This is a genomic window from Bradyrhizobium sp. USDA 4341, from assembly GCF_054063755.1.
Map to the genome: position 1 here is coordinate 1,424,644 of NZ_JBSSGO010000002.1, position 12,863 is coordinate 1,437,506.

Sequence of the window (12,863 nt, forward strand, 5' to 3'; positions counted from 1 at the left end):
GCGGCGCGACGATGCGCAATGAAATAACCATTGGTTTATAATCATGGATCGACTGACCAGCATGTCCGTGTTCGCCCGCGTTGCCGATCTCGGCTCCTTCACCGCGGCGGCCAAAGAGCTGCGGATCTCGCCGACCATGATCGGTAAGCATATCCGTTTTCTCGAGGACCGGCTCGGCTCGCAATTGATCAACAGGTCGACGCGGCGGCAGGGCCTCACCGAACTCGGCCGCAGCTATCTCGATCACTGCAAGCATTTGCTGGAACAGGCCGAGGCCGGCGATGCGCTGGTCGAGGAGGCGTTGAGCGCGCCGCGCGGCAAGCTGCGCGTGGCGACCTCGGTCGCCTTCGGGTCGTACAACCTGGCGCCCGCGCTGGTCCGCTTCATGAAGAGATATCCGGAAGTCTCGGTCGACCTCGTGCTCAGCGACAGGATGGTCGATCTGCTCGAGGAAGGCCTCGACGCCGCGATCCGCGTCGGCACGCTGACCGACTCCACCATGATGTCGCGCTCGCTGTCGCCCTACACCGGCGTGGTGTGCGCTGCGCCGAGCTATCTCGCCGAACGCGGCACACCAACGCATCCGGGGGATCTCGTCCACCATGAATGCCTGCGCTATCCCGGCTGGTCGGACGGGCAGCGATGGACCTTCGTCGGACCGGAGGGCGAAGTGCATGTCGATGTCGCGAGCCGCCTCTTCATCAACAGCGCATTCGGCATCCGCTATGCGGCGCTGGTCGGCGCCGGCATCGTGCTGATGCGCGACGAGCTGCTGGCCGACGATATCGCCGCCGGGCGGCTGCAGGTGCTGCTGCCGAACTACTCGACGCAAGCCCGCGCGCGCCAGATCCTGTGGCCGAAGAACCGCAAGATGACGCCGAAGCTGCGCGCCTTGATCGACTTCATCGTGGAGACCTATGGGTGAGAATCCGACGAATAACCGGAGTCGTGGAATCGTGGGATGGGTGGAGCGAAGCGATACCCATCAAACGGGCCGCGGGAGTGATGATGGGTTTTGCACGCAAGTCGCGCAACAGACATGGTGTCGTCCCGGCGCAGGCCGGGACCCATAACCACCGATGCCAGTTGATGCACGACGTTGGAATCACGAGTCCCGTTCACAACACACGCCGCGGCGCATGGGTCCCGGCTTTCGCCGGGACGACGACAACATTTGCGGCACGCGAAGCAATCCACGCCGCGCCCCTCACTTCACCAGCGCCTCGACCTCCTTGCGGAATGCCTGGCGCGAGCCGTCGCGGGAGTAGAACATGTGGCCGCCGGGATAGACCGCGAGCCTGGTGCGGCTCGGACCCGCGAAGGCCGGCAGCTGGTCGAGGATGATCTTCGAGGCGAAGTACGGTGTTGCGAGATCGAACAGGCCGTGACCGATCAGGAGCTTCAGCTTGGGGTCGAGCGCCAGCATCTGGCGCAGCTGCGTCACCGATTCCGGCGGGCTGATGCCGTGGCCGAACTCCCAGCCCTTGCTCACGCTTTCGCTGAGCAGATGATAGGAGCCGTCCGGCCGCCAGTTCAGTCTGCGCGTCGTGAGATCGACGGCGGCGCTGGTCAGCGGCGCCATCAGCGGATCGCCGGACGGATCGTTGAAGCGGAAGGAGCTGGAGTCCGGATAGGGATCGAAGCCTTCGATCGAGGCGTCGTAGCGGCCCGTCACTTTGCCGTTCTTGCGATCGAACTCGCGGCGGAATTCGCCGATGTCGAAGCGGCCGGCGAGCCTGCGGCTCACCGCCGGATCGATGCCGGTCAGGCTCGCGACCTTGTCGGCGAGCCGCGCGGTGGCCTCGGTATCGGCCTGCCCCTTGACGAGATCGAGCAGGAAATCGCCGCGCGCGTAGCTCTCGACGTCGGCAAGATCCTCGCGCGTCACCGGCCCCTTCGCCTGCCGAGCGACCGCCGTCATGGTCGGCAGGCTCGCGACATATTGCAGGATGCTGGAGCCGGTATACTCGCGGAAATCGAGCACCGGCGAGATCAGCACCAGGCCGCGCACGCCGACGCCCTGCTGCATCTGCAGATTGCGCACCACCTTGGGTCCGCGGATGCCGCCATAGCTTTCGCCGGCGACGTATTTCGGCGAGGTCAGCCGATCGTACTTCTCCAGCCAGCGGCGGATCACCAGCGCAACCGAGTTGGCATCGCCATCGACGGTGAAGAAGCGCTTGCGCGCATCCTCCGAGGTGGTGACGAAACGGCTGTAGCCGGTGCCGACCGGATCGATGAAGACAAGATCGGTGAAATCGAGCCAGGTGTCGGCATTCGGCTGCAGCTCCGGCGAGGCCGAGGCCACCGCTCCGTCGAACGGGAGTCGCCACGGCCCGACATTGCCGAATTGCAGCCAGGCCGACGCGGAGCCCGGCCCGCCGTTGAACAGGAACGTCACCGGGCGGCTCGCCTTCTCGGCGCCATCGAGCTGATAGGAGGTGTAGGCGATGTCGGCGAGCGGCTCGCCCTTGTCGTCGAACACGCGGATCGAGCCCGCGGTCGCGCTGAAGGCGAGCGTGCGGCCGGGGAGCGCGACCGATTGCTTGGTCGTGGAATCCGGCGGCAGGCGGTGCTGCTCGGCGGCAGGCGCGTTGGCCGCGGCGTTGGCGCCGGAGCCGGCCTCGCCGCGCCCTGCCCGTCCCTTCTGGCCGCTTGGGTTCTGACCGCTTGGGGCCTGCGCGCTCGGCGACGGCGACGGCTGCGGGGTCTCGTCGTCGGCCCGCACCGCGGTTGCGAGGCAGGCCACCAGCAACGCCGCGGTGAGCTGTGTCGCAAAACTGTTAGCCATGCCGTTCACTCCCTGGGCCGACATTTACGCATATCACTATCGAACTGCGCTAGTCTGGCGGCACCCGTTGGGCATCGGGTCTCTCACGGGACCATCTCGACAAGGCCGCCCGGGATGTATAGACGAGCGCGGCGTGTTCCGTGCCAAACGAGTTCGTGAGCGATGGCTAGCTCCAAGCGGTATGACAAGATCGCCTTCGTCGCCAGCGCGAGCTCAGAAGCGCAGACCGCGCTCGAGCAGCTGGCCGCGATGTACGGCAACCATTCGGCCGCTGATGCGGACGTCGTGGTTGCGCTCGGCGGCGACGGATTGATGCTGCAGACGCTGCACGCCAACATGCGCAGCGGCAAGCCGATCTACGGCATGCATCGCGGCACCGTCGGCTTCCTGATGAACGAATATTCGACGCACGATCTGCGCACGCGGTTGGCCGCCTCGCGGGAGTCGCTGATCAATCCGCTCCTGATGCGCGCGACCGACATCCACGGCGCGGTGCATCTGCATCACGCCATCAACGAGGTGGCGCTGTTCCGGCAGACCTACCAGGTCGCCAAGCTGCGCATCCTGATCGACGAGCATGAGCGGATGCCCGAGCTGATGGCCGACGGCATCCTGGTGGCGACGCCGGCCGGGTCGACCGCCTACAATCTCTCCGCCCAGGGGCCGATCCTGCCGATCAACGCGGCGCTGTTGGCGCTGACCCCGATCAGCGCGTTCCGGCCGCGGCGCTGGCGCGGCGCGCTGCTGCCGAATTCCGCCTTCGTGGTGATCGAGGTGATCGAGGACGAGAAGCGCCCGGTCGCCGCGGTCGCCGACCATGACGAGGTCCGCGACGTCCGCCGGGTCGAGGTGCTCTCCGACAAGACGATCGCGATGCGGATGCTGTTCGATCCCGGCCACTCGCTGGAAGAGCGTATCCTGCGCGAGCAGTTCGGCTATTGACGGCGCGCCGGCCCGACCCTTGCTCCCTTGCCCGGCAACCAATCATTAACCGCGGGCGGGATATGGTTAACGCTGGGTAATACCGCATTGGCCCGGTATGCCCGTTCGGGACCGGACCATGTATCGCATCGATTTCAACAAGCTGCGATTTTTGATTTGCGACGACAATCCGCACATGCGCCGCATCCTGCGGACGCTGTTGCATTCATTCGGCGCGCGCGAGGTGTATGAGGCCGAGGACGGCGCCACCGCGCTCGAGATGTACACCCATTACGTGCCCGACATCGTCATCACCGACTGGTCGATGCCGATCTTCGACGGCCTCGAGCTTGCGCAGATGATCCGGCAGCCGGAATCCAAGGGCAACCCCTACGCACCGATCATCATGCTGACCGGCCATTCCGAGAAGCGCCGCGTCACTGTGGCGCGCGATGCCGGCGTCACCGAATTCCTGGCCAAGCCGATCTCGGCCAAGGGCCTCTATCAGCGGATCATGAACGTGGTCGCCAATCCGCGCCCGTTCATCAAGACCAAGACCTATTTCGGTCCCGACCGCCGCCGCAACACCACCAATACCTATATCGGCCCCGAACGCCGCGGCAGCGGCGAGGTCGAAATCCTGCAACAGCCGTCGCTGCTCGAGAAGGCGCGCTCGACCATTTAGGATATCGCCATGGCGAAAGACAAACCCGGGACGATCGAGGTCAAGAGTTTCGGCACCCACCATGTCATCACGCAGCCGAACCCGCTGCGCAAGGTGCTGCTGCGCGTCCCCGAGAGCGATCTCGACGATCCCGTCGGCCGCGCCGAAAAGGCGCTCGCCGGGCTGTCGGGCGAATTCAAGGAATGGATGACGATCGAGGCCGACCGCCTCTCCGCCGCGCACGCCACGGTGCAGCGCGAAGGCTTCAACGACACGACGCGCGAGGAGCTGTTCCGCGCCGCGCACGACATCAAGGGCGATGCCGCGACATTCGGTTATCCCTCGGCGGCGGCGGCGGCCGAGAGCCTGTGCCGCATCATCGAGCACGCGCCTGACCTCGCCGCGGTGCCGCAGCAGCTGATTGCCCACCACATCAATGCCGTGCAGGCGATCGTACGGAACCGCACCAAGCTCGATACCGCGGTCGTGGCCGGCGTGTTGAGCAAGCAGCTCCGCGGCATCGCCGATGAATTCCTGACCCACGCCAACCGCGACCGGCCCGAGCATCTCGAGGCCATCCTCGCGCCGAGCATCGCACCCAGCGAATAGCCGCGCGCCGCGGCGGCGGCTTCAATCATCGTCAATCTCGGGAGAACGCGGCTGTCAGGCCGCGATCAGATCGTCGTCGTAGGGCAGCACCGCGACCGCGTCTTCCGCGGCGAGCTCCTCGCAGAACATGCGCGCATCCTCGCGGGCCGATTCCGTCGCAAAGCGGCGCAGCAGGATCAGCAGCGGTTCGGCCGCCGAATGATCGGTCTCGCAATGGGTCAGCACGCGCTCGACCATGCGGCGATGCAGCCGCGCGGCGCCGTCGCCGCTGTCGACGTAGCCGACCTCGTGGCTGGCCTCGAGCGCGACGCGGAACGCCGCGTAGGTGGATTCCGGCAGGCCGGCGCGCCGCAGCAGCGCCTGCAGGCCGTTGCCGCCGCGGTCGTTCAACAGCGCGGAAACCCGGCCATAGGGCAGCCCCGACAATTCGGCGAGCGCAGCCCCGAACAGATCGAGATTGCCCGACAGCAGCGCGCGCAGGATCAGCCCGGCAGTGAGCTGGCCGGTGGCACGCAGATGCGTGATCAGGTTCTGCATGTCGTCGCCGAAGGCACGCGCGGCGATGTTGACCGTGGAGCGCTCCTTCGCCTCGCCGGCGATGCGGTCGGCGCGGTCGGCGCCGAGCCAGTTTCGCGCGACGACGAACTGCGCCAGCGTATCGGAGAGCTTTGCGACCAGCGCGAGCCGCGTCGCCGACGGCAAATCTTCCAGCTGCAGCATCGATTCCCTGATGGCGGCGAGATGGCCGTGACGCTCGACGATGCGGTCCCAGGAGAACGGCGCAAGCCCGGCGTAGGGATTTTCGATCAGCTCGAGCGCAGCCGCCGCCGAGCCAACCTCGGCGATCGCCGCGGCGACCGAGGCCGGCAGATTGGCGCGGCGCGCGATCGCGCACTGCATCTCGTCGGAGCCGGTCGCGACGATGTCGACCAGGTCGGCATCGATCAGCAGCGGTGAATGCTCCAGCACCGGCAGCGCGATCGCCGGCTGGTCGGCCGACAGCGCCTGCACGATCGTAGCCGGCGCCTCCGCGCTGTATGCAAACACCTCGGCCATCGCCTGTCGCACCAGCGGCGACGGGTCGTCGAGCAGCATCAGCAGCGCGCCTTCGGCTGCGATGCGGTCGTCCTCGGTGAGATCCGAAATGAGCCAGGCCCGGGCCAACGCCCGTGTCGCCTCTGCCCGCTCGCCTGCTGGAGCGGTCCTAATCCAACTAATGAACTGCCGAACGATCATGGTCCTGCCGGCTTACGCAACGAGACGGCATCGACATACGACGCCACTACAAGGAAAAATAAACCATGACGCTTAACAAAGGGTTCACCATAAACGTTTGGGATTATTGACGTTTCGTTAAGACGGCCACGGCGCGCCAACGCAACTGCGAAACCAGCCAGGCTAGCCGCTGCTGTAGGTGCCGTTCGGGTCGCTGAACAGATCAAGGCGTCCGGGCGCGCGGACCTTTGGCGTCGCCGACGTGGTCAGCGATGCGGAATTGCCCCACAGTTCCTGCACCGCCGGCGAGATCGGCTCCGAACGGTCGCCGCCCTGGTAGAGCGAGCGGAAGGCCGGCGCCGGCTGTGCCGATGCGACGGCCGAGGTCGCACCGGCTGATGAGGCCGCGCGGGCATTCGGGAAGGTCGAAAGATAGGACGCGGTGTCCATGGCCGGCGCTTGTGTCGGCGCAGCGCTTGCGATCGCATTGGGGCTCATGGTGCCGCCGCCCGCCGCTGCAAAGGCCGTGCGCGTGTCGCTTGAATTCGCAGCCGCGGCGTAGCGTGTGGTCAGCACCGAATAGACCTGGCTGACGCTGCGCGCGCTGCCCGACTTGTCGTAGAAGATCGACTGGTTGGCGGCCGCCGCCTTCGGAAACATCGCGGCGGCGTTGGCGCTCGGACTGTCCTCGGCGTTCGAGATCAGCTTGCCGGCGCCGCCGACGCCCATGAAATGCGCCATATAGAGCTCGGCATCGGTCGGACGACGGCCGAGCGTTCCGGTGAGCTTGAAGCTGTTGGATTGCGTCAGCACCGCCGCCATCGACGACGCCGCATCGGGATCGTCGCGCAGCTTCATGACTGCGCTCCGCGCGGAGGGATCGCTGACCGAATAGCTGCCGTCGGAATTCTTGGTGATGGCGTCGGCATACTGGCCGTAGCCGAGCTGGCTTCCGGCCTCCTTGACGGTGCCGAGCCAGGTCTGGTCGATGAATTGATAGAGTCCGTGCGCCGACGAGGTCGTGGCGCCGGCCCGCGGATTGAAATTGGATTCCATCTTTGCGGTCGTGAGCAAATATTCGAAGCTCGTGCCGGTGGTCGCGGCCGCCTGCTTGATCGAACCGGCGACCTTCAGGCGCGAAGCATCGACACCTGCCGAAGCCGTCGCATTGAAGAGGTCGACCGCCATCTGTCCGGGTGCCTTGCCGGGCGCCGGTAATCGGCACCCATGTCCCGACAACCTGCCGTAATTATGGTTAACGACACGTTAAGACTTCCGGCTCAGGGCTGGGCTTCATAGTAGCGGGCGACCTGGTCGATTTCCTCGGCCGTCATCTGGCGGGCGATGTTGCGCATCTGCTGGCTGATGTCGTTGCGGCGGGCCCCGGACGCAAAAGCCTCGAGCTGCGCCTTGATGTAGACCGCCGACTGGCCGCCGAGCCAGGGGCTTCCCGCCTTGTTGTCGATATCGCCATGGCAGGAGCCGCAAGGCGGGATGTTGCGCATCGGGGCGCCCGTCACCACGACCGCCGGCGCGGGGCGCCCGGTGTCCAGACTGTCCGAAGGCACCCGCGGCAGATAGGCGTAATAGGCCGCAACGTCCTTCATGTCCTGGTCGCTCATGGCTGCCGCGAACGGGCTCATCACGACGCTGACCCGCGCGCCGGTCTTGAAGTCGTTGAGCTCCTTGTACGTCACCGCGGCAAACTGCCCGGCGAGGTTCGGTGAACGGGCATCGCTGACGCCCTGCGGGCCGTGGCAGATCGCGCAACGCTGCGCCAGCGTCGCGCCCCGCCCGATCGAGACCTGATCGACCTTGGTCAGCATCTCCGACGTCATGACGACATTGGAGGTCTTGAAATCCGGCTTGACGCTGGTCTCCTGCACGGCGGCACCCGGCACGCCGGCCGCGCTGCAGATCGCGTCCCAGACGCCGGCAAGCTTGAGGTTGGGTTGCGCCAGCGGCAACCAGATCAGGCCAGCGATGGCCGACAGCACGGCAAGGGCGGCCGTAACGCCGACGCTGATGCCGAACCACGGATTGCGCGGGGAGAACAGCTGCTGATCACTCATCGGCCTGCTCCGACATAGACCGCAGGCACGCTGGTCTCCTTCAACGCCATCAGCTGCGCAATCGGGAAGCCATAGTTCACCACGGTGAGACCGACCATCAATGCGAGCCAGAGACCGAACGAGTTGAGCGCGACCGGAATCCGCGCCGGCATGTGCAGCGGCACCGCGAAACGGTAAGCACCCGCCTCGCCCCGCGCGCCGAATTGGCCGCGGATCAGCACCAGCAGGAACAGCAGCCCCGACAGCAGCAGGATGAACCCACCGATCGCCGACATCGCAACCGAGAAGGCCTGCGGCGAGATCGCCGGGTTGGCATAGTCATAATATGCCATGCGGCGCGGCATGCCGAGAATACCGACATAGTGCCACGGGAAGGTGGTCACGATCATGCCGATGAACCACAGCCAGAGCTGCGTGCGCATCATGCCGAAACTGTCCAGCGCCCGCCCGGTCAGATGCGGCCACAGATCATAAGCGATGGCAAAATACATGATCACGATGGCGCCACCGAAGATCAGGTGGAAATGGCCGGTGATCCACTGCGTGTTGTGCACGGCGGCATCGAGCTGATAGCTCATGTTGATCAGCCCGCCGGCGCCGCCGAAACCGAGCATGACCAGCGACAGCGCCGTCGCCAGCATGATCGGATTGGACCACGGCAGCGCACCGATCCAGCCGAATGCGCCGCGGCCACCGCGCAGGCGGCTCGCGATCTCCGCCGATGCGCAGATCGTGAACACCGTGAGCAGCGTCGGCAGCGCGACGAGGCCGGTGAACACCGAGTGCATGAACTTGAATCCGGCACCGACCTGCGGATCGGCAAACAGATGGTGCACGCCGATCGGCATCGCCACCACGACGAACAGGATGAACGAAATCCGCGCCATCGCGTCGCTATAGAGCCGGCCGCCGATCGCGCGCGGGAAGATCGTGTAGTAGGCGATGTAGGTCGGGATCAGCCAGAAATAGACAATGGCGTGCAGGGTCCACGAGAAGAAAACGCGCGCCAGCCCCGCATCGATCGTCGACTTGAGTCCGAGCGCCACGGGCAGGATCTGGAACAGGATTTCCAGCGCGGCACCGACCGCGGTCCAGCCCCAGAGCAACGAGCCCGCGACATTGGCGTACATCGCAAGCGGCACCGGCTTGCCCGGGTTGTCGCGCTTCCAGATCACGAAATTGGTCACCATCAGCGCGACCCAGATCCATGAGCCGACCACGACCATGACGACGCCGATGTAATAGAAGGGATTGCCGACCATCGGCGGATAGAAGGTGTAGAGCACCGAGGCGAGCCCGAGCGACACCGGGATCATCGCGACAACGGCGCCGACGGCGACCAGGAAGAAGCCGGCCCAGGCCCAGCGCCGTCCAATCAGCGCCTTCTCCAGCGACGCTTCGGTGATCGCATAGCCGAAGCCCATCGCGATCAGCGTCGGGAATACGTAGCCCATCGCCGAGCCGTGCGCGGTGACCGAGCGATAGTAGAATTCCGGGTTGAAATGCCAGGCATTCAACGGGCTGCGCACGAACATCTGCCAGGCGCCGAGCACCAGCGCGACGCCGAACACGATGAAGGCGAGCCAGAAATGCGCCGCTATCAGCCGCTTGTTAGTCAACACAGGTCAGCCTCCGCTTCGCTGCGGCCTTGTCGCGGAACGCGGCCTTGTCGATCACCTTGACCTTGCCCCACATGCCCTGGTGGCCGATGCCGCAGAATTCCTGGCATGGCATCACGTGATCGCCCGGTGCCTTGAAGCGCACCGGCAACGCCGTGACATAGCCCGGCACCAGCATCGTGTTGATGTTGGTGCCCTCGATCAGGAATCCGTGGACGACGTCCGCGCTGGTGGCGCGGAAGGTGATCGGGGTCTCCGCCGGCACCACGATGCATTGCGGCGTGAAGGAATATTGCTGGCCGATGGCGCGCACGGTGACCGAGCCGTCGGCCTCCATTTCGCTGCCGAGATTGCTCTCGGTGAATTCGCCGGACAGATGCAACGTCTTGGGATCGGCGGTTTCGACCCGGCCCTGCGGCATCGTCGCCTGATGAATGCCGATATAGGCCGCCATGCCGACCAGGAGGCCGACAATGACGATCGAGAGTGTCGCCCAGCGCCGCTCGATCTGTGCGGCAACCGCTTCGCCGAGGCTATGGTCCGTCTCGGTCGTCATCAGGGCGCGCTCCGCGGCAGGAAGACGAGCAGATAGAACGCAAACCACAAGCCGACCACGATGGCCGTTGCTACACCTGCGACCGCGACCGCGCCGCTCGGGCCCGCGCGAACGATGGTCTCGACGGCCTCGTCTTCCGAGACGGATGCAGGCGGTTGCGGCGAGGATGAGTTGATCATGATCGCGTTCCCCTAGAGCGCGATGGGATCAGGTTGAATCGTCATCACGCCCTGGCTCCTTGTTTGAGCATGATCTTTTCGGAAAACCGCGTCGCACTTTTCCGGATCATGCTTTAGTTCAGCGTTGCTGCACGCAATTCGTTGGCCTGCCGCGCCGACACCGATTCGCCCCGGTTGCCCCACGCCGTTCGAATGTAGGTAACGACCGCCGCGACCTCGTCATCCGACAGCTTCTGCGCGAATGGCGGCATGCCGTGCGGCATCGGATTGCCTGATGTACCCGGCGGATAGCCGCCATTGAGCACCATGCGGATGGGATTGACGGCGGAAACCATCTGGATCGACTGGTTGCCGGCGAGCGGCGGATAGTCCGGCGGCATGCCCTGCCCGGTCGCGCCATGGCAGCTCGCGCATTCACGGTCATAGATCGGCTTGCCGAAGGAGAGCAGCAGGCTGCTCTCGGCCGACGGCAGCGGCGTCGACGGCTTCTCAGGCGAACCGCGCTGCGCAAGGCCCTTCAGATAGATCGCCATCGCGCGCACGTCGTCGTCATTGAGATATTGCAGGCTGTTGTAGACGACCTCGGCCATCGGCCCGTACACGGCGCCCTTGGCGGAGACGCCCTTGCGCAGATAGTCGACGATCTCCTCGATCGTCCAGTCGCCGAGGCCCGTCTCCTTGTTCGAGGTCAAGGAGGGCGCATACCAGTTCTGCATTGGGATCAGGCCGCCCTCGAAGGCCTGCGATTGCGAGCTGCCGCCGAGCGCGTTGATCGGGGTATGACACATGCCGCAATGGCCGAGCCCTTCGACGAGATAGGCGCCCCTGTTCCACTCGGCGGACTTGCCCGGATCCGGCTTGAACTCGCCTTCCCTGAAGAACAGCGTGCGCCAGCCGAGGATCAGCGAGCGGTTGTTGAACGGGAATGTCAGGTCATGCGGCTTGTTGAGCTGCCTGACCGGCGCCACGGTGCGCAAATAGGCGTAGATCGCATCGCTGTCCTCGCGCGTCACCTGGGTGTAGGACGCGAACGGCATCGCCGGATAGACCAGCCCGCCATCGGGAAAGCGGCCATTATGCATCATCTGGTAGAACTGATCCGACGTCCACGTGCCGATCCCATTCTGCGGGTCGGGCGTGATGTTCGAGGTGTAGAGCGTGCCGAACGGCGTCTTCATCGGAAGGCCGCCGGCGAAGGTCTTGCCTTCGCGCGCCGTGTGGCAGGCGATGCAATCGCCCGCGCGCGCGAGATACTCGCCCTTGGCGATCACGGCAGGATCGGCGGCCTTCTGCTGCGCGCGTGCGGCGACGGGCGCGCATGCGAGCATCAATCCGACCAGCAGTGCTGTAGAGGTTCGCGACATCTACACGATCCCTTCAGTGCGGTTCGCTGCCGCATTCGAGCGGCATCGGCAGGCTGCCTCGCGGCGCGAAGGACGGATCCGCCGGCGCCGGACGGGACGACAAATAGGCAGCCACCGCCTTCACGTCGTCCTCCGTCAGCAGGCTCGCGACGATCTGCATGCAATCGGGGGCGAGCGCGGTCCGCGTGCCGTAGCGCCAGCCGCCGAGTTGGCCGCTGATATAGGCCGCGCGCAGGCCAAGCAGGCCCGGGATGCCGGGCTCCATGCCGCCCAGTGCCTGACCATGACAGGCCGAACAGGGCGGAATGCCGTGCTGCGGATCGCCGTTCTTCACGATGGACTCGCCGCGTGCCAGTATCTCCTTGCTGTCGACCGGCGGGACCGGCGGCGGAAATGCCGGCCTGAGCGAAGCGAAATACTCGGCGATCTTCTTCAGATAATCGTCGGTCTGAAACTCCAGCAGGTAGTTCATCGGCGGATATTTCCGCCGTCCATCCCTGAACGCGATCAGCTGGTTATAGAGGTAGCCGGCCGGCTTGCCGGCAAGGCGCGGGAAATAAACGTCGCTGGTGCCCTCGCCTTCGGCGCCGTGACAGGGCGCGCAGGCAAGAACGCGGGCGGCCATGGTGTCGGGTGCGCGCTCGGTTGTCTGCGATTGCGCCGCACCGATCGGCAACCCAGCCCAAGCAAGAAGCGCAAGCAGCGGTATCAGACGATGCGCCACAGTTCACCCCCAGCGCGACGACGATGGGGAATTATAGGCACATCGCGAGAGGGCGAGCAACGGAGCTCAATGCTTCGACGCGCCGCGGCTTGAAGCGACGCAACGAATTTGATTCAGCTCGACGCGTCGCAATTGATTCAGATCAATGC

General features: G+C 65.4%; 13 protein-coding genes. 4 read left to right on the forward strand and 9 right to left on the reverse strand.

The features are described 5' to 3' along the window. The first annotated feature begins 43 nt into the window (after positions 1-43). Positions 44-925 (forward strand): LysR substrate-binding domain-containing protein, encoded by an 882-nt coding sequence (locus tag ACVIGB_RS12750; RefSeq protein ID WP_456722424.1) that lies wholly within the window; start codon positions 44-46, stop codon positions 923-925. 282 nt (positions 926-1,207) lie between these two features. Here the strand turns inward: ACVIGB_RS12750 and ACVIGB_RS12755 are convergent, their stop codons facing one another. Next, positions 1,208-2,791 (reverse strand): S10 family peptidase, encoded by a 1,584-nt coding sequence (locus ACVIGB_RS12755; protein ID WP_456722423.1) that lies wholly within the window; start codon positions 2,789-2,791, stop codon positions 1,208-1,210. 162 nt (positions 2,792-2,953) lie between these two features. Here ACVIGB_RS12755 and ACVIGB_RS12760 point away from each other — a divergent pair, with 162 nt between their 5' ends. From ACVIGB_RS12760 to ACVIGB_RS12770, 3 genes are all read left to right on the forward strand, one after another. Continuing rightward, positions 2,954-3,733, forward strand: coding sequence for an NAD kinase (locus ACVIGB_RS12760; RefSeq protein ID WP_456722422.1), 780 nt, complete (start codon positions 2,954-2,956; stop codon positions 3,731-3,733). A 118-nt stretch (positions 3,734-3,851) separates the two neighbouring features. Further along, positions 3,852-4,397 carry a response regulator gene (locus tag ACVIGB_RS12765; RefSeq protein WP_092115128.1) on the forward strand — a complete coding sequence of 182 codons (546 nt, stop codon included), beginning with the start codon at positions 3,852-3,854 and terminating at the stop codon, positions 4,395-4,397. A 9-nt stretch (positions 4,398-4,406) separates the two neighbouring features. Then, the gene (locus ACVIGB_RS12770; RefSeq protein ID WP_456722421.1) at positions 4,407-4,985 is read left to right on the forward strand and encodes an Hpt domain-containing protein; all 579 of its coding nucleotides are present in this window, start codon (positions 4,407-4,409) and stop codon (positions 4,983-4,985) included. 54 nt (positions 4,986-5,039) lie between these two features. Here ACVIGB_RS12770 and ACVIGB_RS12775 read toward each other — a convergent pair whose 3' ends face one another. From ACVIGB_RS12775 to ACVIGB_RS12810, 8 genes are all read right to left on the reverse strand, one after another. Next, a complete protein-coding gene (locus ACVIGB_RS12775; protein ID WP_092115130.1) occupies positions 5,040-6,221 on the reverse strand; it encodes a DUF2336 domain-containing protein in 1,182 nt (393 codons plus the stop codon). 162 nt (positions 6,222-6,383) lie between these two features. Continuing rightward, complete coding sequence (locus ACVIGB_RS12780; protein WP_456722420.1) at positions 6,384-7,388, reverse strand: transglycosylase SLT domain-containing protein; 1,005 nt, start codon at positions 7,386-7,388, stop codon at positions 6,384-6,386. 92 nt (positions 7,389-7,480) lie between these two features. Then, positions 7,481-8,272, reverse strand: a complete 792-nt coding sequence (locus tag ACVIGB_RS12785) for a c-type cytochrome (protein ID WP_456722419.1) — start codon at positions 8,270-8,272, stop codon at positions 7,481-7,483. Then, positions 8,269-9,894: a b(o/a)3-type cytochrome-c oxidase subunit 1 gene (locus tag ACVIGB_RS12790; protein ID WP_456722418.1), complete on the reverse strand. Its 1,626-nt coding sequence runs from the start codon at positions 9,892-9,894 to the stop codon at positions 8,269-8,271. Before ACVIGB_RS12790 ends, ACVIGB_RS12785 begins: the two co-directional genes overlap by 4 nt. Beyond that, a complete protein-coding gene (locus ACVIGB_RS12795; protein ID WP_456722417.1) occupies positions 9,884-10,447 on the reverse strand; it encodes a cytochrome C oxidase subunit II in 564 nt (187 codons plus the stop codon). Before ACVIGB_RS12795 ends, ACVIGB_RS12790 begins: the two co-directional genes overlap by 11 nt. Continuing rightward, a complete protein-coding gene (locus ACVIGB_RS12800) occupies positions 10,447-10,626 on the reverse strand; it encodes a hypothetical protein (protein WP_212309828.1) in 180 nt (59 codons plus the stop codon). The genes ACVIGB_RS12795 and ACVIGB_RS12800 overlap by 1 nt, the downstream gene beginning before the upstream one ends. Positions 10,627-10,739: 113 nt before the next feature. Beyond that, positions 10,740-11,990: a c-type cytochrome gene (locus tag ACVIGB_RS12805; RefSeq protein ID WP_456722416.1), complete on the reverse strand. Its 1,251-nt coding sequence runs from the start codon at positions 11,988-11,990 to the stop codon at positions 10,740-10,742. 13 nt (positions 11,991-12,003) lie between these two features. Beyond that, positions 12,004-12,615 (reverse strand): c-type cytochrome, encoded by a 612-nt coding sequence (locus ACVIGB_RS12810; protein ID WP_456725190.1) that lies wholly within the window; start codon positions 12,613-12,615, stop codon positions 12,004-12,006. Positions 12,616-12,863: the final 248 nt, after the last annotated feature.